The 20,457-nt window shown below is 57.9% G+C and carries 21 protein-coding genes; 10 read left to right on the forward strand and 11 right to left on the reverse strand.

What is annotated here, in order from left to right:
- Nucleotides 1-74 precede the first annotated feature (74 nt).
- Complete coding sequence (locus PEL8287_RS05660; protein WP_139837705.1) at nt 75-887, reverse strand: LysR family transcriptional regulator; 813 nt, start codon at nt 885-887, stop codon at nt 75-77.
- Nucleotides 888-988: 101 nt separating this feature from the next.
- Here PEL8287_RS05660 and PEL8287_RS05665 point away from each other — a divergent pair, with 101 nt between their 5' ends.
- The 7 genes from PEL8287_RS05665 to PEL8287_RS05695 all read left to right on the forward strand — a co-directional run bounded on the left by PEL8287_RS05665 (nt 989) and on the right by PEL8287_RS05695 (nt 6,454).
- A complete protein-coding gene (locus tag PEL8287_RS05665; protein WP_085891371.1) occupies nt 989-2,029 on the forward strand; it encodes an LLM class flavin-dependent oxidoreductase in 1,041 nt (346 codons plus the stop codon).
- 219 nt (nt 2,030-2,248) lie between these two features.
- Complete coding sequence (locus tag PEL8287_RS05670) at nt 2,249-2,740, forward strand: flavin reductase family protein (RefSeq protein WP_085891372.1); 492 nt, start codon at nt 2,249-2,251, stop codon at nt 2,738-2,740.
- An 11-nt stretch (nt 2,741-2,751) separates the two neighbouring features.
- Nucleotides 2,752-2,946: a 4-oxalocrotonate tautomerase gene (locus tag PEL8287_RS05675; RefSeq protein ID WP_085891373.1), complete on the forward strand. Its 195-nt coding sequence runs from the start codon at nt 2,752-2,754 to the stop codon at nt 2,944-2,946.
- Nucleotides 2,947-2,952: 6 nt separating this feature from the next.
- On the forward strand, nt 2,953-4,020 hold the full coding sequence (locus tag PEL8287_RS05680) for an Ldh family oxidoreductase (protein ID WP_085891374.1): 1,068 nt from the start codon (nt 2,953-2,955) through the stop codon (nt 4,018-4,020).
- The gene (locus PEL8287_RS05685) at nt 4,017-4,796 is read left to right on the forward strand and encodes an alpha/beta fold hydrolase (RefSeq protein ID WP_085891375.1); all 780 of its coding nucleotides are present in this window, start codon (nt 4,017-4,019) and stop codon (nt 4,794-4,796) included. The genes PEL8287_RS05680 and PEL8287_RS05685 overlap by 4 nt, the downstream gene beginning before the upstream one ends.
- Before the next feature lie 72 nt (nt 4,797-4,868).
- A complete protein-coding gene (locus PEL8287_RS05690) occupies nt 4,869-5,696 on the forward strand; it encodes a phytanoyl-CoA dioxygenase family protein (RefSeq protein ID WP_085891376.1) in 828 nt (275 codons plus the stop codon).
- 200 nt (nt 5,697-5,896) lie between these two features.
- Nucleotides 5,897-6,454, forward strand: coding sequence for a hypothetical protein (locus tag PEL8287_RS05695; protein WP_085891377.1), 558 nt, complete (start codon nt 5,897-5,899; stop codon nt 6,452-6,454).
- A 72-nt stretch (nt 6,455-6,526) separates the two neighbouring features.
- On the opposite strand, the gene PEL8287_RS05700 is transcribed toward PEL8287_RS05695, so the two are convergent.
- Nucleotides 6,527-7,447 carry a manganese-dependent inorganic pyrophosphatase gene (locus tag PEL8287_RS05700; RefSeq protein WP_085891378.1) on the reverse strand — a complete coding sequence of 307 codons (921 nt, stop codon included), beginning with the start codon at nt 7,445-7,447 and terminating at the stop codon, nt 6,527-6,529.
- Nucleotides 7,448-7,610: 163 nt separating this feature from the next.
- On the opposite strand from PEL8287_RS05700, the gene PEL8287_RS05705 reads away from it, so the two are divergent.
- Nucleotides 7,611-8,297: a DUF2161 domain-containing phosphodiesterase gene (locus tag PEL8287_RS05705; protein WP_085891379.1), complete on the forward strand. Its 687-nt coding sequence runs from the start codon at nt 7,611-7,613 to the stop codon at nt 8,295-8,297.
- A gap of 54 nt (nt 8,298-8,351) precedes the next feature.
- Here PEL8287_RS05705 and PEL8287_RS05710 read toward each other — a convergent pair whose 3' ends face one another.
- From PEL8287_RS05710 to PEL8287_RS05730, 5 genes are all read right to left on the reverse strand, one after another.
- The gene (locus tag PEL8287_RS05710) at nt 8,352-9,491 is read right to left on the reverse strand and encodes a saccharopine dehydrogenase family protein (protein WP_085891380.1); all 1,140 of its coding nucleotides are present in this window, start codon (nt 9,489-9,491) and stop codon (nt 8,352-8,354) included.
- Nucleotides 9,492-9,493: 2 nt separating this feature from the next.
- Nucleotides 9,494-10,549 carry a saccharopine dehydrogenase gene (locus PEL8287_RS05715; RefSeq protein ID WP_085891381.1) on the reverse strand — a complete coding sequence of 352 codons (1,056 nt, stop codon included), beginning with the start codon at nt 10,547-10,549 and terminating at the stop codon, nt 9,494-9,496.
- Nucleotides 10,550-10,562: 13 nt separating this feature from the next.
- Nucleotides 10,563-11,177 (reverse strand): glutathione S-transferase family protein, encoded by a 615-nt coding sequence (locus tag PEL8287_RS05720; protein ID WP_085891382.1) that lies wholly within the window; start codon nt 11,175-11,177, stop codon nt 10,563-10,565.
- Between the two features lie 20 nt (nt 11,178-11,197).
- Nucleotides 11,198-11,848 carry a histidine phosphatase family protein gene (locus PEL8287_RS05725; RefSeq protein ID WP_085891383.1) on the reverse strand — a complete coding sequence of 217 codons (651 nt, stop codon included), beginning with the start codon at nt 11,846-11,848 and terminating at the stop codon, nt 11,198-11,200.
- A gap of 138 nt (nt 11,849-11,986) precedes the next feature.
- Nucleotides 11,987-12,337, reverse strand: a complete 351-nt coding sequence (locus PEL8287_RS05730) for a hypothetical protein (RefSeq protein ID WP_085891384.1) — start codon at nt 12,335-12,337, stop codon at nt 11,987-11,989.
- A 204-nt stretch (nt 12,338-12,541) separates the two neighbouring features.
- Here PEL8287_RS05730 and fdhF point away from each other — a divergent pair, with 204 nt between their 5' ends.
- Nucleotides 12,542-15,322 (forward strand): formate dehydrogenase subunit alpha, encoded by a 2,781-nt coding sequence (fdhF, locus tag PEL8287_RS05735; RefSeq protein WP_085891385.1) that lies wholly within the window; start codon nt 12,542-12,544, stop codon nt 15,320-15,322.
- Between the two features lie 100 nt (nt 15,323-15,422).
- Here the strand turns inward: fdhF and PEL8287_RS05740 are convergent, their stop codons facing one another.
- The 4 genes from PEL8287_RS05740 to PEL8287_RS05755 all read right to left on the reverse strand — a co-directional run bounded on the left by PEL8287_RS05740 (nt 15,423) and on the right by PEL8287_RS05755 (nt 18,959).
- Entirely contained in the window at nt 15,423-16,985 is a 1,563-nt protein-coding gene (locus PEL8287_RS05740; RefSeq protein ID WP_085891386.1) for a trimethylamine methyltransferase family protein, read from the reverse strand.
- 107 nt (nt 16,986-17,092) lie between these two features.
- On the reverse strand, nt 17,093-17,965 hold the full coding sequence (locus PEL8287_RS05745) for a DMT family transporter (protein ID WP_085891387.1): 873 nt from the start codon (nt 17,963-17,965) through the stop codon (nt 17,093-17,095).
- Nucleotides 17,962-18,678, reverse strand: a complete 717-nt coding sequence (locus PEL8287_RS05750) for an HAD family hydrolase (protein ID WP_085891388.1) — start codon at nt 18,676-18,678, stop codon at nt 17,962-17,964. The genes PEL8287_RS05745 and PEL8287_RS05750 overlap by 4 nt, the downstream gene beginning before the upstream one ends.
- A complete protein-coding gene (locus PEL8287_RS05755; RefSeq protein ID WP_085891389.1) occupies nt 18,675-18,959 on the reverse strand; it encodes a DUF3572 domain-containing protein in 285 nt (94 codons plus the stop codon). Before PEL8287_RS05755 ends, PEL8287_RS05750 begins: the two co-directional genes overlap by 4 nt.
- 88 nt (nt 18,960-19,047) lie before the next feature.
- Between PEL8287_RS05755 and PEL8287_RS05760 the strand changes: the two genes are divergently transcribed.
- Nucleotides 19,048-20,439, forward strand: a complete 1,392-nt coding sequence (locus PEL8287_RS05760; RefSeq protein ID WP_235862207.1) for a diguanylate cyclase — start codon at nt 19,048-19,050, stop codon at nt 20,437-20,439.
- Nucleotides 20,440-20,457 lie beyond the last annotated feature (18 nt).

Here is a 20,457-nt window from a genome sequence, read left to right on the forward strand (position 1 = left end):
GGTCTGTCTGCGTCTGGTCTAGGTATGGCAGGGGTATTGGCGATTTGCCAGTGGCTATTCTGACTGCACAGGGTTCAGGCCAGCCAGGGAAATACAGTTTCGCTTGCTTTGCGCCATGTAAGGAAGGTGCGGCGGGTGAAACTGGCCGCACCCTTTACAAGGTGCAGGGTGCCGGTGCTCAGGCGGGTTTCGATCATGCGCTTGGGCAGGTAGGCCGAACCGCCCTGCGCCATAAGATGCGAAAGCGCCCAGTCGGGATTGCTGAAGGACAATGCGGCGGTGTCGTCACCCGGCCAGGCCTGGGCGTGCTGGGTGCGAAAGGCGGGACCATAATCGACAAAGATATAATCTGGATCCCACCGCATGGCTGCACGGGGGCGGGTGGCAACCTGCACCAGTTGATCAGCTGCAAATTCTCGGCTGTCGAAATCGGGACCTGTCAGCGGTTCGGGCAGCAGGGCGGCGTCACTGAGCCCGCTTTGCAACCAGCGCTGGGCGTCCGGGGTCAGGCCCGACCAGATTTCGGTTGCGGTTTCGGGATGGGTTGCGCGCAGCTCAGCGACCCAGGTTTCCCCCAGCCCGGACCAGAGCGACGGGTCGCAGACAAAACTGAACAGGCGGGTGACGCCTTGCGGCAGGCTGGTCCGGGCGCGGGCGTTTTGCCAGGTGTTGGCGATCACCTCAGCACTTTCCAGAAAGGCATAACCAGCCTTGGTTAGCATCGCCCCCTTGCGCGAGCGGATCAGCAGTTTGGCGCCAAGTGACTGTTCCAGCGTATCAAGCCGGGCGGTGACGGCGGATTGGGTCACGTTAAGTTCTTCGGCCGCACGATTAAGGTTGCGGGTACGGACAACGGCAAGGAATGTCTGAATCGCGGCAATGTTCATCGCCAGATAATGCAAGAATATTGAATTATAATATAGAATAAATCCGTTTTCGTGATTCAAATTTTTCTGCCAGTGTGCATTGAACAACAAAGGAGCGGCCTATGGAATTCAGCCTTCAGCTTTCGGCGGATTACCCGGATAAGTCTTATGGCGGTGATCGGGTCTACAAGGACATGCTGGATCAGGCGATCTTGGCGGACTGGCTGGGATTTGATGCGGTTTCCGTTACCGAGCATCATCTGATCAACGTGCTGATGATGCCCGCACCGCTAACCTTTGCCACCAAGATCGCCGCGCACACCCAGGCAATTAAGATCATGACTTCTATTGTGGTGCTGCCCTTGCATGACATGCGGATCTACGCGGGTGAACTGGTGGTGGCGGATATCTTTACCGAAGGGCGGTTGATGCTGGGCGTGGGGCGCGGCGCCTTTGCCTATGAAATGGAGCGGCTGGGCGTGCCGATGGGCGAAACACAGGAACGGTTCAACGAGTCGCTGGATGTGTTACAGGCACTGTTGACGCGCGAAGAGGTAAGCTGGAACGGGAAGTTTTACCAGTTTGAGCCGCTGACGATCATGCCGCGCCCGGTACGGCCGATCAACATGATGATGGCAGTGATGAACCCGGAAGGAATTTATCATTGCACCAAGCGCGGCTTTCACATTCAGACGACACCCCTGTCGGGTAATCATCAACTGCTGCTGGATCAGGTGGGTGGGTTCAACCGCGCCAAGGACGAGATGGGCGAGGCGGGTCGCGATCTGACCCTGACACTCAGTCGGGTGGGCCATGTGGCGGCATCCGAAGCCGAGAGACGGCGCAAAGTCGAGATGGCGCAGCGCTACTACAGCCGGTTCGACAATGTCTTTACCGGGCCCGGTATCGTGGACAACGGTATGATCCGGGAACTGCCGCGCCAACAAACGGCAGAAGAACTGGGGGAAAGTCTTTTGATCTGCACCACGCAGGAAATGATCGACAAGCTTGGACCGTATGCAGAACTGGGAATCGACCGGGTTATCCTGAGCATGAATTTCGGGCTTGAGGCACAGGAAACCCTGGATGCAGTTCAGTGCTTTGCCGAAGAGGTGATGCCGCATTTCACCGGGCGTCACGTGGCCGGGGTGGCCGCGCAATGAGTGCGGCGCGGGATGATTCACACCATGAATACGTGAGCACGCCTGATGCAATTGCTTGAAACTTCCTTTCTTGGCCTGCGTTTGGCGCCGTGTTTCGCACTTTCTAAACCGGTTGTGTGCCGGTATTCATATGCCAAAACGCCCATAGGCCCATTACCGTGCAGAGTGACGAAAGGATGACCGGATGAAGCAGGTTGAAATAACCGCCAAAGGCCCGCAATGAGTGCGGCACGCGATGCTTTTATCGGGGCGATGCGGCAAGTGGCGGCCACGGTGACGGTTGTCACCACCGATGGACCTGCGGGGCAGATGGGCGCCACAGTCAGCGCGTTCACATCCCTGTCGGCCGATCCGCCGTCGGTTCTGGTATGTCTGAAGGCCGACAGCCGGATTGCACGAGCAGTGGCGGATAACGGGGTGTTCTGCGTCAATATCCTGTCGGAAGATGCGGTGGAGCTGGCCAATTGTTTTGCCGGAGCGTTTGATCAGTCCAAACCGAACCGGTTTGAAGGGCTGGAAATCACCGCAACAACAGAGGGGCCGATATTGCCAAAGGCCACGGCCTTTACCTGTTCGCTGAACCACACGATGATTCATGGCAGCCACGCGATCTGCATCGGCAATGTTACCGGCATTTCCAACGCTGGCGAAAAGCCACTGACCTATATGAGCGGGGCGTTTCATATCGTGCGTCCCAAGAAAAATTTGTAAGGAGCAGGACGATGCCGATTATTCGGGTGGAGATGTTCAAGGGGCGCACTGTTGAGCAAAAGCGCGCGCTGGTCCGGCGCCTGACAGAGGCATTTGTGACTGCGGCAGGCGTTAACCCAGACAGCGTGCAGGTGGTGATCACCGATGTCGACAAAAGCGACTGGGGGTCGGGAGGGCAATTGGCCTCGGACAAGTTTCCGGACTGACGGCCCATGACTGTTCAGGCGCAATCCGGGTCAAAGCTGAAGGCAAATGATCGTGTGGCCGTTCCAGCTGACCGGATTGTTGATCTGGCAACCCGGATGTTTGTGGCTTCCGGATGCGACGGCGACGTGGCCCATACCGTGGCCTGCCATCTGGCTGAGGCGGATCATTGCGGGGTGGAGTCGCACGGGTTGGTTCGCGTTCTGCAATATACCCGCGAATTTCGCGATGGTGCGCTGGACCCGTCAGCGCGGCCTGTGATCCACAGCGAGGCCCCCAACCGGCTGAAGATCGACGCAGGCGGCGGCATTGGCATTCCGGCGATGGCATTGGCGCTGCGCGAAGCGGCAAAAGCGGCGCGGGCCGAAGGCTTGGCTGTTGCCAGTGTGATCGGGGCCGGACATACCGGAAGGCTGGGCGCCTTTGCCGAAGAGGCCGCGCGCGAGGGATGCATGACGATCACATTGGGCGGTGGCAACCGGCAGACCTGGCGCATGGTCGCCCCGCATGGCGGACGGCAGGCGCTATTGCCCACAAACCCTTATTGTATAGGTATTCCTGGCGGATATCGCGGGCCGGTCGTGCTGGATATCGCGACCTCGCAAATCGCGGGCGGATGGATTTATGCGGCGCGGGCGGCGGGCATCAATCTGCCCGACGGGGCGGTGGTTGACCGAGACGGAATGCCCACGCGGAAGCCGGCGGATTATTTCAACGGTGGTGCGATATTGCCCAAAGGCGGGCCGTTGGGATCGGGGCTTGCGCTGATTGCAGAGCTGGTTGGTGAGGCGATGCTGGGCCCGGTTGAGAAGGGCGAGATCAACTGGCTGGTTCTGGCGTTGGATTGTGGGCAATTCCGGGGGCCGGGGACGATGCAGCGTGCCGCCGAAGAGATTTTGACCGAGATCCGGGATTGCCCTCCGGCGCAGGGCGTTGACCGGGTGATGGTGCCAGGGGAGCGTGAACGCGACCAGATGGCCGGTGGCGACCGCACGCATCTGCGTCTGCCAGAGCCGATCTGGCAACAGATACTGGACATGGCCCGCGACATGGGACTTGAGGAGAAGATGACATGATGGATGTAATTGACTGCGAATTCACGGTTCAGGGTGACGGCCCGCCGCTGTTTCTGATTCATGGGATAGGCGCTGCGCGTAACACATGGGCAAAGGCTCTGCCGGTGCTGACACCGCATTTTACCGTAGTGACCTATGATTTGCGCGGGCATGGTGCCTCGCCCATGCCGCAAGGCGAATTTGGTCTGGACGAACTAGTGAATGATCTGGAGCGGGTACGTGACCGAACCGGGTTCGAGGCCGCCCATTTTGCCGGGCACTCGCTGGGCGGGATGATCGGGCCTGCCTATGCGCGGCGGTTTCCGGACAGGGTAAAATCGCTGGGATTACTGTCGACGGCCGCTTTTCGGACCGAAGATGACAGCGCCAAGGTCTGGGGTGTCGTGCGTGCGATGGAGGAAAAAGGCATACCGCAGGTTCTGGGCACGCTGACGGACCGCTGGTTCACTGACGGGTTCATTGCTGAGCACGGGGATGTGGTTGAACGGCGGCTGAAACAGGTGGTGGACACGGACGCAGAGGTTTTCCTGAATGTGTTCCGTATTTATGCCGGTGTTGAAATGGCGCCCTGGCTGCATGAAGTCACAGCGCCCTCTCTGGTGCTGACCGGTGAAAATGACGGTGGTTGCAATCCACGCCTGAACAGGCTGATTGATGCGGCGCTGCCAAATTCGGAACTGGTGATCCTGCCTGGTCTGAAACACTCGCTATTGTTAGAGGCGGGCGATGTGGTGGCGGAAAATCTGGTGCGTTTTATCCATTCCCTGCCTAAATGACGTTTTCGGAACAGACCCTGTAAAACATACTGTGGCCACATAACCAGGTGCCGGACATCACTGGAGGTCGCCATGGGCAAGAAATTAACAGAGGCGCAGATTGAGGCATTTCATCGGGATGGTTTTGTCTCGCCCATAGATATCTTTTCCGAGGAAGAGGCAGCGCGACTTCGTGCAGAGCTGGAAGCGGCCGAAGCAAAGTGGCCTGAAGCCTTTGTCGGCGCGGCACGCAATAATGCGCATCTGAACCTGACGTGTCTGGATGAGATTGTGCACAACACTGCTCTGGTGGATGCTGCCGAAGATCTGGTCGGACCTGATATTCTGAATTACGGCACCGTGTTGTTTATCAAAGAGCCCCATGATCCGGGGTTTGTCAGCTGGCATCAGGATGCGCGATACATGGGGTTGGAGCCACATGTGGGGGTGACGGCCTGGGTTGCCCTGTCAGAGGCCAACGATGAAAGCGGTTGTATGCGGATGATCCCGGGCAGTCATGACAGGATACGCGACCACAATGACAGCTATGGCAAAGACAATATTCTGACCCGCGGGCAGGAAGTACAGGATGTGAACGAAAGCAGCGCTGTTTCGACGCCATTGCGGCCTGGGCAGGCCTCGTTTCATAGCTCGCGGGTGATCCATAGTTCGCAACCCAATAACAGCGATGATCGCCGGATCGGATTTGTGATCCAGCCCTATATGCCCCCAAGTGTGGTGCAAACAATAACGCCGACCTATGCCCAGTTGGTGCGCGGCGAGGATCCGCACGACAATTTCATTCGGGCCGGGCGCCCCAGCCGGGACATGGACCCTGAAGATGTGGTGCTGCGGGACAAGGTGAACCAGACCTGGGCCGATATCCTGTATCACGGGGCCAGACAACGCCGGGATTTCTAAGCAGAATCGGCTGCTTCGGACGGCGCCCGTGCCGTGACGGGCGTCGGCGTCTTGCGTTTTGGACTCATTCCCGTCCGGGTATCTCCGAACTGTGATCAACATCACTGCAGGGTGTAAAGAATCACTTTATAGTTGTATTTGTTTTAGGTGATTGAATCCGAGTTTCGACAAATTTTTCCAAAATCATAAAGGGTAAAGCCATGACAGATATCAAAACAGCACTTGAGACCCATGTTTCCGACCGGGACTGGGAAATGATGGCAAAGCATGCGGGTATGCCCGCAGCAGAAGTGAAGAAAAAGGTTTTGAACGGAATTGCCAATTCCCTTGGGGCAGACGGGACCGCAGAACTGACCACGGTCAGCTCCGCCCCGGTTCTAAGTGATCTGGCACTGGCGCCACGGACAGTAGCGGATGACTGTGCCACGCAGGATTTCGAAGTGTCGCTGTTCAAAATCATCGGCATTAAGGGATCGCTGAAGGTTTGCGGCACAAACACGTCAAACTGGACGGCAGAGTTGAAGGTTTGCCTGATCGTCGCAGGCGCCTCGGTCTGGTGTACGACCTACCACTTTGATCCGCATAACCTGAGCGTCTGCTTCTCGCCCACGGTTGGGGTGGCCAAGGCCGACCTGTGCTTTACCGTTTCAATCCACAGCAACAAGATTTGCCTGAGCATCAAAGGCAAGGCCTGTGTCTGGGGGCTGGGTTGGCATTGCGGCAAGTTCAACGAACAGCTGTTCTGCATTCCGATCTGAGTACGCAGCCGCTGTGCAACGAACAAGGCCCGCGCAATGTGCAGCGCGGGCCTTTTTTCAATTGGCTGAAACTCAAACTTTGAGGTTCGGGATAATCTGTTTTTTACGGCTCATGATGCCGGGCAGGACAACAGAGTCACCGGAAACAGATGCCCCAAAGGATTTTTCGGCAACGGTTTTAACCAGGTCATTTGGGACCAGCAAGGTGGCCTCTTCATTCAGGATATCGACAACGAAAAGCAGAACCTGATCAACGCCATCCTCGGCGGCAACCGCTGTCATGCTTTCCATCAGGCTTGCTTTGCGGTCCAGCACCGTGGCCGGCGCGGTGGTTTCCAGAACCGAGACGCGGAATTTTGTGTCGCCGACGCCGTATTCCTTGGAGTCCATGCGCAGCAGTTCAGCATCAGAAAAAGCCGAGACATCGGATTTGGCGGCGAACATTTCAGCGGCATAGTCCGAAATGTTGATACCCAGATCGGCTGCCAGTTTTTCTGCTACGGCGCGGTCATGCGGGGTGGTGGTAGGCGAGCGGAATTCGAGGGTATCGGACAGGATGCAGGTCAGCGCGGTGCCTTTGGCCCAGTCGGGCATTCTGGCAGCATCATCGCCCATCAGGTCAACCATGATGGTGGCGGTGCAGGCCAACGGGCGCACGGTGATGTCGATCGGGCCTTTGGTTTCCAGACCGCCGACCAGCTTGTGATGGTCGATGATCGCTTGCACATCGGCGTTGTTGATATTGGCGGGCAGTTCGGCGGGGTTGTTGGTGTCAACGATCACGCAAGCCTGGCCGTCATCCACATCCGAGAGGATCCGCGGTTTGGGTAGGTCCCATTTTTGCAGCAGAAAGGCAGCTTCGGTATTGGGTTCGCCCAGAAGGACGGCCTCGGCGGCGGTGCCTTTGATTTCATTCATGTACCAGGCCCATAGGATGGGCGAGCCGGTGGAATCGGTATCGGGCGATTTATGGCCGAAAACAAGCGTGGTCATTGCGGAATAATCCTGTGGTTTGCATCAGTTTGCGCGCCTTATAGGCCGGTCATGGGCGCTTGTCACCTGCCCATGCTGCAATGCGGCATTACGCCGTGCGCAGACCTGCAAGGCCGGGATGAAGGTAATTGGCAGGGGAATGATTGGCTTGTAGACAGGAAAAATGAACAAACCTGCCGAAATCGAATTATATGCACCGGTCAAAACCTGGCTTGAAGCGCAGGGTTATGCCGTTAAGGGCGAGATAGGCGCGGCAGACGTGATGGCGGTGAAAGCACAAGAACTGCTGATCGTTGAACTGAAGACCGGGTTTTCACTGACGTTGCTGCAACAGTCGGTCAAACGGCAGGCGGTCACAGATTTGGTTTATGTGGCGGTGCCGCGCTGGCGCGGCAAGGCAGGGTGGCGGGCGTTCAAAGGGAATATCGGTTTGTGCCGGCGGCTGGGGGTCGGGGTGATTTCGGTTCGGGTAGAAGATGGATCGGTTCAGTTGCATGCCGATCCGGGGCCGTTTCAGCCGCGCAAATCCAGTGCGCGGCGCGCGGCGCTGCTGAAAGAATTCAACGCCCGCGCGGGCGACCCGACGCAGGGCGGTACGGCAGGCCAGGTGGAGACATCCTACAGACAGGATGCGCTGCGTTGCGCAGGTTATCTGGCCGAATCGGGGCCCAGCAAAGGCGCAGAGGTCGCCAGAGCCACCGGCGTGGCGCGGGCGACGCAGATCATGGCGGACAACCACCACGGCTGGTTTTTCCGGGCGGCACGGGGGATTTATGCCCTCAGTGATGCCGGGGTTGAACTGGCAGTGCCCGACGAACACAGCCCGAAAGATGCTCGCACGAAAACTTGAGCCTGCCCTGAATGACAACGCAGGGCTTTTCCTGTCATCGCGCGCGGTGACGGGTCAGACGTGTTCGACCACTTGCAGATGCTGCGCAAGCCGGTCGATTTCGCCCAGGAAGCGCGCGACAAGTTTGGGGTCGCGTGGGGCGGCACTTACGCCAGCGGGAATTTCGTGGTTGAGGACGGCTTCGATGGCCAGAGACACCGGGATCGACACAAGGCGGGCCATGGCGGTGCCGCGCGCATCGCCACAGGCATCCATAACGAATGTCTTGTGCCAGACCGGCACGCCGTTTTTTTCGGCCTTCAATGCCACGCAAAGCACAACACGATCCGGCTCGCCTTCCTCATAGGCGTTTTCTGCCCAGAACTGATCGGACATTTCTTTCAGGCGGGTCTCACCTGCAGGCCCTTCCAGGTTTTCTATCTCGGTGAAGACATCCGACCAGGCATCGGCCCAGCCATTCAGGCGCAGGGTACCGCGCACGAATTCCTTGATCTGCCAGGTGGGTTCAAAGCGGTAGTCGTCCATGAATGGCAGGGAATCGCGGTTTGGGTAGACCTCAAAACTTTCCGGGCTGGGCAGGGGGGCGATATAGCTGCTGATCGCATCCCAGGGGCGCGCAACATTCAGTTCGGTGAAGTTCTTGATGGACCGCGACGGCGAGCGCAACGCCTTTAACACGCCCAGAGGCGACCAACTGAATTTGTACCGAAACGGATTGGGGTGTTTGGGAATGCCGCCGCAATAGGAAATAAAACTAAGGTCATTGCCCGCATCATAAGCCTTGGACTTTCGATATTCGTCCACAAGGTAATGTGCCATCAGGTGGTCGATGCCGGGATCAAGGCCCACCTCGTTGACGACACAAACACCTTTCAGCAGGGCCTTGGCATGCAACTCGCGCATTTCGGGTGAAATGTAGGAGGAGCTGACAAAATGCGCCCCCTTGTTGATGCACATTTCGGCCAGCGGTACGTGCCAGTCGCCGGGCAGCATTGAAACGACAACATCGCCTTCCTGTACTTCGGCGGCCAGCAGATCTTCGTCAAAGACCTTGATCCGGTTAGTCAGATCGCCGACGGCATCCTGTGCCTTATCGAGGGTCCGGTTCCAGACAGTTACTTCGTGCCCCGCCTCGATCAGGCGACGCAGGCCGGGGATGGCCGAAAGGCCGGTGCCGCACCAGTGGATTGTCATGTTCAGATCCCCTTCATGTGTTCTTTGAATGTCGCTTCGGCGCGGGCCCAGACACCTGTATCCAGATTGTCCAGCGTCGCCAGCGAGGGCAAGAGTTGTTCAGCATAGTCGATAGATGATTCCACGGGCAAAAGCGATGGCAGGTTGTCGATAGCCATCACGTCCAGCGGTGGCGTATCATGTACGCGGGTGACGGGCGCCGCCCAGCTGGTCGCCTGTGAATAGACCGGCACCGGGTTGTAATCGCTGTCAGGGTCGCAGGCGACATCGCCGATGACACCAAGCTGGCGTTCTGCGGTCAGGGCTGATCGCGGCACAAACACAGGTGTGCCTGGGCGGGCGAAGATACAGTTGAGAAAAATGTCGTGTTGCAGGATTTCCGGAAACGGGCCACCCGACGCTGTCTCGTCCATGTCCCACCTGGTGGTTGTGATGCCCATCGCCTCGCACAGGTCTGCCGCCCCGCTGCCCACGCGGCCCAAGGCACCGATGACAATGGCGGTGGGGTTGGGTTTGCCGGTGTCTGTGACCTCGCGGGCCAGATCGGCGAGCAGGGCGTCGCGGCCCGGATAGGTGCCCACCGGCGGACAGATGCCGCCCCGTTGCTGAGCGGCCCAGGCCTTGAGCGATACAGCCGCTCCGGCATAACCCGCCCAATAGCCAAAGGCGGCCACGCGGCGACCGTCGGGATCAACCAGATATTCCAGATCGTATAAACTGCCGCCCCCGGCCTTGAAACGTTTCAGCAAGGCGCGGCCGGAATGCTGGCCCTTGAAGGCATGGCCAAACATGATGTGTCTGTGGGGAAGGGGGCTGCCATCCTCGGGCAGCTCTTTGAGGCCGAAAATGATCGCATCCAACGGTGCGTCGGGCCAGGCGTTTTCAGCCGCAATTGTGCAGCCTGCATCGCAGTAACCCTCCAGTGGAATGGCGCGAACCGAGCTTTTCTCGACCGTGACCTGGATGCCCGAGGCGATAAGTTTGGCAGCGCCTTCAGGGGTTAGCCCGACGCGTTCTTCGTTTGGGCGCTGTTCGGCGCGGACCCATAGGTGTGTCATGATCAGGACCCTTTCAGAGCATGCCCATTTCGCGGGCTTTTTTAACCGACGGACGGGCCTCCATCGCGTCGCGGAACGCCACAATCTTTGGAAAATCGTCGACCTTCACACCATCGCCTTCAAGCCAGGAACAGACGACGAAAAGGTAGGGATCTGCGATGCTGATCACATCCCCCATCACAAAGGGCGTGCGAATCGCATGATCGTTGATGAAACGGGCGCTTTCCGTCATCGTCTGCGGCACCTTGGCCTTCATGTCTTCAATTGAACTTTCCTTGTCGACCCAGCGGATACCGCGCAAGCGGTGTGCGTGGTTCACGTGCATGGTGCTGGCCAGATAATACATCACCGCGCGCATTTGTGCGGCCTGCCAGGGATCAGAGGGCACAAGGTGCGCCGCTGGTTTGATTGCCGCAATGTAATCCAGGATTGCGCCGGTTTCCGTCAGAATTCCCTGCTCGGTGATCAGGGCAGGCACGCGCCCCTTGGGGTTGATAGCGTGGAAGGAGGGCTTGGTTTGCTCGCCCGATGCGAAATCAACGCGGACCGGTTCGTAGTCAATACCGGCCTCATCCAGGGCGATGGCCGACGCGATAGATATCGTTGTGGGCGCGTAAAAAAGTTTCATCGAAGCTGTCCTTTCGTGGATCAGACGAATGTGCGGGCATGAGCCCGGTCAGGGGTATCAAGATGCGGGGTCGCGTTGAACGTACCCAGCATCAACTGGCCATGGACATAATGCAGACGGTGAATCGAACTGTTCATGATCTGCAGCATGACACGCGAGGTGGCAGCATTGTCCAGTGCCAGAATATGGCGCACGACCATGCCAATCACACCGCCAGAGGTGACCAGAAGCACCCGGCCATGCGCGCCGCAAAGCTCGTCTACCAGCCCGGTGATGCGGGCGGTGAAATTGTCAAAACGCTCGGGGATGCCGTCGAGCAGATTGCGTTGCCAATGATCCATCAGCAAAGGCAGGTGATTTACATAGTCGCTGACGTTTTGTGGGTAAGGGGTGCCGTGCTGTTGCTCAAGCGCCAGTGCCATGGCGAAATACTGTAGCTCGTTCAGGCGCTTATCCTGTTCGGTGATCGCAAAGCCCATGGCGCGGGCGGTATCGGCCTGCCGGGTCAGTGTACCGGTGACGACATGGTCGAAATGCGGATTTGTGGATTTCAGATGTTCCCCCAGCCAGGTGGCCTGCTGGCGGCCCAGATCCGAAAGCCTGTCATAACTGGCCTCGTCTTTGGCATCGGAATTGGCCTGCCCATGCCGGACAAGAATGATTTCGGTCACGCGTGATTTCCCGTTGGTGCAATTTGGCGGCACGTTAGCGGTGCGGGCGCCGGGGGAAAAGGGGGGCGGTGGGATAATCTGCTGTCAGAGGGGTTTGGTGGTCGGGCCGCCTTTACGCCGTGTTTGCCCGTTGCGCGCTCAATCAGCCGCCGGCCTTTTCCAGGGACAAGGAACAGGGGCGCCGTTCACACGCACCTCGTCCGCCTCGTTGTCCAGCACCACGGGATTGTCGAACAAAGCGAGCGTGGGACGAACGCCAAAGCGGCCCTCCATCCAATCTGCCCAGCCTTCGTTGAACCAGGTCATTGCATCCTCGCGTGTTGCGAATTCGTAAATGCCGCCACCGCCCGCGTCGCTGTTAAGGTAGTACTTTCGCCGCAAGCCTTTGACGCAATGGAAGATCTTTGACGACTCAAGGGATTGCGCGATCACCTCGTCGGTGGGACGTTTTTGCCCAGAAAAAGGAATCTGCACGACAGCGATAATCATTTGTGGAACCTCCGGTCGGGGAACTTGGAACCTCAGGTCACCCGGCAAGATGACATAGCGCAAAATGTGGAGGTGCGTGGTTTTATGTTGCAGATAAGAAACTTCTTTTCCCGCGGTGGCGTAAAAATGCGGAGAGGTGTCGGGATTGGTGGACTCCCATTTTCTGGCACGTGGTCTATGGTGCGGCAAGCAGGAGGTGCGCGCATGTCTGACAAGATCAAATTCATCCTCGATGGCAAGGAAGTCGAAGCCGATTCAGGCCAGACGATCTGGGAAGTGGCCAATGGCCGGGGTTTGGTGATACCGCACCTTTGCCACAAACCTTCACCCGGCTATCGCCCCGATGGCAATTGCCGTGCCTGTATGGTCGAAGTTGAAGGTGAACGCACGCTGGTGGCGTCGTGCATCCGAGAAGCGACTGACGGCATGAAGGTCACGACCAATTCAGCCCGCGCCGAAACTGCCCGCAAGTTAGTTGTCGAAATGTTGCTGGCCGATCAGCCCGAGCAGGCCCAGGCGCATGACAAATCCTCGCATCTTTGGGACATGGCCGCGATGCAGGGCGTTTCAGAAAGCCGCTTTCCCAAGTTGGAAGAGGGGCGCATTCCGCTGCTGGATGACAGCCATGTGGCGATGAAGGTCAATCTGGATGCCTGCATTCAGTGTGGTCTGTGTGTCCGCGCCTGCCGCGAAATACAGGTCAACGACGTGATTGGCATGGCCGGTCGCGGGCATGACGCTTACCCGACATTCGACATGGCCGATCCGATGGGCGCCTCGACCTGTGTGGCCTGTGGCGAATGCGTGCAGGCCTGCCCGACGGGCGCTTTGATGCCCTCTACGGTGGTGGATGACAATCAGGTGGGCGACAGCGCAGATTACGATAGTGAAGTCGAAAGCATCTGCCCGTTCTGTGGTGTCGGATGTCAGATCAGCCTGAAGGTCAAGGACAACAAGGTCAAATATGTAGACGGCATCAACGGACCTGCGAACGAAGGGCGTTTGTGTGTCAAGGGCCGGTTCGGTTTCGACTACATCCACCATGCCCACCGCCTTACCAAGCCGTTGATCCGGCGCGACGATGCCCCGGCAAAGGGGCTGAATGTGGACCCCGGCAACTGGCAGGAATATTTCCGCGAAGCCAGTTGGGACGAGGCAATGGAATTTGCGGCTGGCGGTCTGAAGCGGCTGAAGGACGAACATGGCGGAAAATCGGTTGCGGGCTTTGGCAGTGCGAAATGCACCAACGAAGAGGCTTATCTGTTCCAGAAATTCATCCGCCAGGGCTTTGGTCATAATAACGTCGATCACTGCACCCGGCTGTGCCATGCGTCGTCGGTTGCGGCGCTGATCGAAAACGTCGGCTCGGGCGCTGTGACGGCGACGTTCAACGAGATCGAGAATGCTGATGTGGCAATTGCGATCGGCTGTAACCCGATCGAAAACCACCCCGTCGCGGCGACCTATTTCAAGCAGTTCACCAAACGCGGTGGCAAGCTGATCGTGATGGATCCGCGCGGCGTGGGTCTGCGCCGGTTTGCAACTCACATGCTGCAGTTCCGTCCCGGGGCAGATGTAAGCATGCTGAACGCTATCATGCACACGATCGTCGAGGAAAAGCTGTACGATCAGCAGTATATCGACGCCTACACCGAGAACTGGGAGGCGGAAAAGGCCCATCTGGCAGATTTCAGCCCCGAAAAAATGGAAGGCATCTGTGGCATCCCGGCGGAAACGCTGCGCGAGGTTGCCCGCACCTTTGCGGGCGCCAAGGCCGCGATGATTTTCTGGGGTATGGGTGTCAGCCAGCATATCCACGGCACGGATAATTCGCGTTGCCTTATCAGTCTTGCGCTGATGACCGGGCAGGTGGGCCGCCCCGGTGCGGGCTTGCACCCGCTACGCGGCCAGAACAATGTGCAGGGCGCGTCAGATGCGGGGCTGATCCCGATGTTCCTGCCGGATTATCAGACTGTGACCGATGACGGCGTTCGCAGCGCCTTTACCAGCGTCTGGGGGGCGGAAGATTTCAGCGCTGAAAAGGGCCTGACCGTGACCGAGATCATGGATGATGTGCATGCTGGCAATACCCGCGGCATGTATATTCTGGGTGAAAACCCCGCTATGTCGGATCCGGATGTTGAACATGCGCGTGACGCGCTGGCCAAGCTCGAACATCTGGTTGTGCAGGATATCTTTATCACTGAAACGGCAAACTATGCCGATGTGATCCTGCCTGCCAGTGCGTTCTTTGAAAAATCCGGCACCGTTACAAATACCAACCGGCAGGTTCAGATGGGCCGCCGCGCCGTTCCGCCCCCGGGTGAAGCGCGCGAGGATTGGGCGATCACGGTGGATCTGGCGCAGCGCATGGGGCTGGCATGGCACTATGACAGCCCGGCGGATGTTTTTGCCGAGATGAAGCTGAACATGAAATCGCTGAACAACATTACCTGGGATCGTTTGCAGGGTGAAAATGCGGTGACCTACCCATCACTGTCGCCAACGGATCCCGGTCAGGCGATTGTGTTTGGTGATGGTTTTCCGCGTCCCGAGGGGCGGGCCAGGTTCACCCCGGCCTCAGTGATAGCGCCTGATGACACACCCGATGCCGACTATCCGATGATTCTGACGACAGGGCGGCAGCTGGAGCATTGGCACACCGGTTCGATGACCCGGCGGGCAACGGTTCTGGATGCGGTCGAGCCCGAGGCCAACTGCTCGATGCATCCCAGTACGCTGCGCAAGCTAGGGGTGGAGCCGGGCGATCATGTGCGCCTGACCACCAAGCGGGGCAGTATCGAGATCATGGCCCGCGCCGACCGGGCGATCGCGCCTGACATGGTGTTCCTGCCCTTTGCTTATGTTGAGGCGGCAGCGAATATCCTGACCAACCCGGCTGTGGACCCTTATGGCAAAATCCCCGAGTTCAAATTCTCTGCGGTCAAGGTCGAAGCAGCACAAGGGCAAATGGCCGCGCAATAATGTGTCGTGGTTCTGGCTGCTCTGATCTAAGGGTTCTGGTCTGAAATACACAGCCGGGGTGGTTCGCACAGACGCCACCACCCCGGCCGGTTTTTCCAGCTCAGAAATCCGTGGGCGCCCCGCCTTCGGCCTTCCGGCGCTCAACAAAAGCCGCCAGTTCTTCCCAGATATCCGAATCCATCGGAGGCGGTTCAAAACTTGCAATGATGTCTTTGAAAACCTGATGCGCGCGTTGTGGCGTCCAAACGCTTCCGGCGGCTTCCCAGGCTTCGTAGTTGCGCCAGTCAGACAGGAAAGGTTGGTAAAAGGCCGTGGTATACCGGTCCTGAGTGTGTTGGATTCCAAAGAAATGGCCCTGATCGCCGACCTCTTTCACCGCGTCAATGGCAATGTCATCCGGTGTGGTCGCAAACAGTTTCGGGTCCATATAACGCTGGATTTGCTGCAGAATTTCGCAATCCATGACAAATTTTTCGGGGCTGGCTATCAATCCACCCTCAAGCCAGCCGGCTGCGTGATAGACCATGTGCGCCCCTGACTGGACTGCGGACCACAGGCTGTTCGAGGTTTCCCACACCGCTTGCCCATCGGGCACATTGGCTGCACACACCCCGCTGGCGCGCATCGGCAGGCCGTAGAAACGAGCCATCTGCCCGGTCATCTGTGTGGCACGCATGTATTCCGGGGTGCCAAAGGCCGGGGCGCCCGATTTCATATCCACATTCGATGTAAACGTGCCGATCGCACAGCACGCACCAGGCCGGATGATCTGTGCCAGCACCACCGCTATCAGCGCTTCGGCCAAAGACTGCGCCACGGCGCCTGACATCGTGACCGGTGCCATAGCTCCGGCCAATGTAAAGGGGGTTACAACAAGGCCCTGATTGCGCCGTGCCAGACGCATCCAGCCGTCCAGCATCGGGAAGTCGTGCTTGAGCGGCGAGGTCGAGTTGATATTGGTGTACATATGAGGTGAGGCTTCGAATTCCTCATGGTTCAGGCCGCCAGCGATGCGCACCATCTCCATCACGTCTTCGACGCGTTCTTTGCCCAGACAATAGGCATGCGCCACTTTGTCGGTCAGGGTCAGTTTGTCATACAACACATCCAGATGGCGGATGCTGGCATGAACGTCCTGCGGCTCAACAGGGTAACCGCCGACAAAATGAACACAATTGAAATACTGGCTGAGCTTCAGAAGATTCTGGCACATCTCGCGTGTGCCGGTAACCTTTTTGCCCAGGTGCATATCCCAGTAGGAGGGCGGTGATGACACATTTCCAAAGTTCAGGTGTTTGCCGCCGATGGTGATCTGACGGTCAGGATTACGTGGCGTGATCGTCCACTGGCTTGGGGCCTTGGCCACCATGTCCATTACGAAATCGCGCCCCATCCGCACGTTTTCACCGTCGATCGTGCAGCCCCCCGAGCTGCGCAGGATTTCAAGCGCTTCGGGATTCAGAATTTCAATTCCGATCTCCTCGAGGATACGCATGGCACCATCATGAACGGCCTGAATGCCCTCTTCAGTCAGCGGCTCTGTAGGGCGGTCAATATTGATTGGCGGGTTCCAGGGCATCTGTTCGATCGCGGCACTGCCCCGTCTTGCGGCACTGCCTGCGCGCCCGCCTCCGCGTTTTCTGCGATTTCCTGCGTCAGCCATTTTGTAATCTCCCGGCGTTGCTGGTTTCTATCGAAACACCGGCAAGCTCGATCTGTATGCCGCTTTGCGACGCACTCGGTCGTTTTTGTCTCAGTACCTGGAATTGATCACGATTGGTGCCTGGCCTGCCAGATATAGATTGCAAGGCTTACCACCACGATCATCCCGCCTAGGATCATTCCGGGCGTTGGTGCCTCGCCAATGCCAAGCCAGACCCAGACAGGACCCAGTACCGTTTCAATCAGCATGATCAAGCTGACATTTGATGCATGGGTATACCTTGAGGCCACCGAAAGCGAAAAGAACGACACTGGCAAAATCACCGCCCCGGTCAGCACAATTGCCCAAACCGTTCCGTTCCCCATCTGTGCGGGGCCAGTCACGATTACGCCTGTCGATCCAGACAGTATTGCCCCCGATCCAATGAGCAGCAAAATAGGCAGGCTTGGCCGGGCCCGCAGAATAACAAAATTCAACGCCAGCGCCATGGCTACACCCAGCCCCGCCAGCGCCCCTAAAGCTGAGGCGCGGTTCATCTCTGGAATACCGGTCTTGTCGCTGAATACCGCAATGGCGATTCCCGTCATTACAGCGGCAATGGTTAGCCAGGTCGCGCAGCGCGTCGGCTCTTTGATTATCAGATACGCGAAAATCGCGGCAAAGACCGGCACGGTCGCAACCCCGAATAACACGATTGAAGCCGGCGCTGTCGCGATCCCAATTCCAAAGAGCGTCGCGTTGACATACTGACAGCAGATGACCGCCAGTCCGGTACCCGAAAAGAGGGCCCCCAGATCGGCCTGCTTTGCCTTGCTGAAGACCAGCCAGCCCAACAGCATCACCGACCCCATCAAAATGCCGCGCCAGCCTACCATCTGGTAACCTGACATGTCCGACATCCGCATAAACATTGCATCCGGCGTCAGCAGCAACGCAGCGGCCGTGGCTAGTAAAATTCCGAAAAATGGCCTTTGAGTCACGTAGACAGCCAGCCGGGCAGGTGGCCAATATCTGGTAAAACCATATCTGCAAATGGTGCCAGATCATCTCCGCTGGCAGGGCCGGTTAATACGCCAACAGTCTGCATGCCTGCGGCCCGGCCTGCCATCAGGTCGTGAATGCTGTCGCCCACCATGGCCACCCGGCTGGGTGTCAGCCCCTGAGACCGTGCGAAGGCCAAAAGCGGATCGGGCGCCGGTTTCGCCCCGAATCCGGAATCAAAGCCGGCGACGAAACTGAAATGGGCTTCAACCCCGGCCGACCTTAAATGCGCGCGCGCCCCGTATTCGCTGTCATTGGTCATCACGCCCAAGGCAAGGCCCTGGCCGACGAGACCGGCAAGAAAGGGTGCCAGTGGCACGGCGGGCGACAATGGGGCGCTGGCGGCGCTATCCACAAGGAACTGCTCGATATCGTCAACACCGCGGTCTGGCAGAACTGTCGCAATGGCCTCGGCAATGTGCCGGTTGGTTTCGGCGATCGCGATGCTGGATGGTAAAATGCTGCCGGCATCAAGGTCGAAATCAATTACACCGGCAACCTGAACAATCAGCTCGGGGTCACCGCTGGCGAGCTCGCGAATAACGTCACCGGCCCAGGCATTCCAGGTCATGTGAAAGTCAAAGAGCGTTCCGTCCTTGTCAAACAAGATACCATCTGCCCTGCCCGAAACAGGCCTGAGAATTTTATTCATGTCCACTCCACCTGCATGCCACCCGGCAATGCGGCCCGCGCCCGCATGGGGGTTTCGTTCGATAATCCGTTCGCATCGCAGAAGGCGACAACCCAGGCATCATCCATCATCAGAAAGTCCAGAACCGAGGCCAGAAAGTCGGGGTCCTGGGCGCGTTCCTTGATGTCGGCTTTTGAAACGCCGGTTGCGCCCATGAAGACTGGCAAAAGGTCCTCATTGCTGACCAGCCAGGCCAGACATTGCAAGCCGACAGTCTCGGCGAATTCCTGCTTATTGGTCACGAGTCTTAAATTCCCAGAAAGGTTTTCTTAACCTCTTAAATGGATAGTCAGCTTAGCGAAAAGGGCAAGTCGGAAAGGCGGGCTGCCGATGTCCGGTAAAATTCTAATCGTCGATGAACTGGCCACCAACAGGATTGTGTTGAAGGTAAAGTTATCGTCGGCGTATTACGATGTTCTTCAGGCAAAAACCGGCGCAGATGCGCTTCGGATTATTGCAGCAGAGTGCCCCGACCTGATTTTGGCCAGTGCCAAACTTACAGATTTTGAGGGGCCGACTTTTATAAAAGCTGTTCGCAAGCTTGAAACTACAGCAAAAACGCCTGTTGTCCTGATCCTGCCAAGCGTGAAAGCCGAAGATCGGATTGCCGCGCTGTCGGCCGGGGCTGATGACGTATTATGCAATCCTTTGGATGAAACGTTTCTGCTGGCGCGTCTGCGCAGCTTGTTGCGGCAGGGAAATATCGACAAAGATCTTAGAATTCATGCTGGTACGGCACATGCGCTTGGTTTTGCAGAGGTACAAGGCCACTTTCAAAGGAATGGGCGTGTTGCGCTTGTCTCCCGCAAACAGAACAAAGCGATGGCGCTGTTTTCTGCACTTTCAGCCAGTGGTCAACATGCCTTTGTGGCGCTGAATGCAGAGTCTGCGGTAGGACTTGCAGAGGGCACTGATGTGCCAGATGTGTTTATCCTGGGAATAGACAGTGAAGATGTTGACGACGGCCTGCGCCTGTTGGCCGAACTCAAGGCGGCCCGGCGCACCCGGAATTGCCCGATCATTGCTATATTAGAGCCCTCTTCCAGGTCATTGGCGGCAACCGTTCTTGATATGGGGGCGAATGACGTCATGTGTGGGGTCGAAGATCTGAAGGAACTGTTGCTGCGCCTGTCCAATCAAATGCACCACAAGCACATGGCGGACCAGATGCGCGACCAGTTGCAGCTTGGGTTGAACGCCGCCGTGATCGACCCGCTGACCGGTGTCCACAACCGCCGCTATGCCTTGCCCTTTCTGAAACGGCTGATTGATACATTGGATCATGAAACCGAAACATTTGCAGTGATGGTTGCTGATCTGGATCACTTCAAGAATATTAATGACACCTATGGGCACGCCGCGGGTGATCAGGTGCTTAAAGGGGTTGCCAGCCAGCTACGGGCCAGTTTGCGCGAAGACGACATGCTGGCCCGCATCGGTGGCGAGGAATTTCTGATCGTCACCCCAAATAGTACGCGTGCACAGGCCCGTCAGACGGCCAGCCGGCTTTGCCGGATCATTCAACGAACCCCGATCAGTGTTCCGGGGCGGATGGATCCGATCGGTATAACGATCAGCATCGGTGTCACGATGGCTGTGCCGGGTGCCGGATGTCTTGCACCGACTGTCGAATCGTTGCTGGATCAGGCAGACCGCGCGCTCTATGGTTCAAAGGCACATGGGCGAAACACCGTAACAGTGTGCGCGCTCTCTGCCGCATAAGTTCATGCTCGGTTTCTG

Origin of the sequence: Roseovarius litorisediminis, assembly GCF_900172295.1 — a bacterium.
In the GTDB taxonomy this organism is placed as follows: domain Bacteria; phylum Pseudomonadota; class Alphaproteobacteria; order Rhodobacterales; family Rhodobacteraceae; genus Roseovarius; species Roseovarius litorisediminis.

Excerpts from the sequence above, each read along its gene's own strand:
- PEL8287_RS05675 (WP_085891373.1), top strand. The coding sequence starts at position 2,752 with ATGCCGATTATTCGGGTGGAGATGTTCAAGGGGCGCACTGTTGAGCAA.
- PEL8287_RS05715 (WP_085891381.1), bottom strand. The coding sequence starts at position 10,549 with ATGACACACCTATGGGTCCGCGCCGAACAGCGCCCAAACGAAGAACGC.
- PEL8287_RS05740 (WP_085891386.1), bottom strand. The coding sequence starts at position 16,985 with ATGGCTGACGCAGGAAATCGCAGAAAACGCGGAGGCGGGCGCGCAGGC.
- PEL8287_RS05680 (WP_085891374.1), top strand. The coding sequence starts at position 2,953 with ATGACTGTTCAGGCGCAATCCGGGTCAAAGCTGAAGGCAAATGATCGT.
- PEL8287_RS05690 (WP_085891376.1), top strand. The coding sequence starts at position 4,869 with ATGGGCAAGAAATTAACAGAGGCGCAGATTGAGGCATTTCATCGGGAT.
- PEL8287_RS05665 (WP_085891371.1), top strand. The coding sequence starts at position 989 with ATGGAATTCAGCCTTCAGCTTTCGGCGGATTACCCGGATAAGTCTTAT.
- fdhF (WP_085891385.1), top strand. The coding sequence starts at position 12,542 with ATGTCTGACAAGATCAAATTCATCCTCGATGGCAAGGAAGTCGAAGCC.
- PEL8287_RS05695 (WP_085891377.1), top strand. The coding sequence starts at position 5,897 with ATGACAGATATCAAAACAGCACTTGAGACCCATGTTTCCGACCGGGAC.
- PEL8287_RS05685 (WP_085891375.1), top strand. The coding sequence starts at position 4,017 with ATGATGGATGTAATTGACTGCGAATTCACGGTTCAGGGTGACGGCCCG.
- PEL8287_RS05760 (WP_235862207.1), top strand. The coding sequence starts at position 19,048 with ATGTCCGGTAAAATTCTAATCGTCGATGAACTGGCCACCAACAGGATT.
- PEL8287_RS05705 (WP_085891379.1), top strand. The coding sequence starts at position 7,611 with ATGAACAAACCTGCCGAAATCGAATTATATGCACCGGTCAAAACCTGG.
- PEL8287_RS05660 (WP_139837705.1), bottom strand. The coding sequence starts at position 887 with ATGAACATTGCCGCGATTCAGACATTCCTTGCCGTTGTCCGTACCCGC.
- PEL8287_RS05720 (WP_085891382.1), bottom strand. The coding sequence starts at position 11,177 with ATGAAACTTTTTTACGCGCCCACAACGATATCTATCGCGTCGGCCATC.
- PEL8287_RS05750 (WP_085891388.1), bottom strand. The coding sequence starts at position 18,678 with ATGAATAAAATTCTCAGGCCTGTTTCGGGCAGGGCAGATGGTATCTTG.
- PEL8287_RS05710 (WP_085891380.1), bottom strand. The coding sequence starts at position 9,491 with ATGACAATCCACTGGTGCGGCACCGGCCTTTCGGCCATCCCCGGCCTG.
- PEL8287_RS05700 (WP_085891378.1), bottom strand. The coding sequence starts at position 7,447 with ATGACCACGCTTGTTTTCGGCCATAAATCGCCCGATACCGATTCCACC.
- PEL8287_RS05730 (WP_085891384.1), bottom strand. The coding sequence starts at position 12,337 with ATGATTATCGCTGTCGTGCAGATTCCTTTTTCTGGGCAAAAACGTCCC.
- PEL8287_RS05670 (WP_085891372.1), top strand. The coding sequence starts at position 2,249 with ATGAGTGCGGCACGCGATGCTTTTATCGGGGCGATGCGGCAAGTGGCG.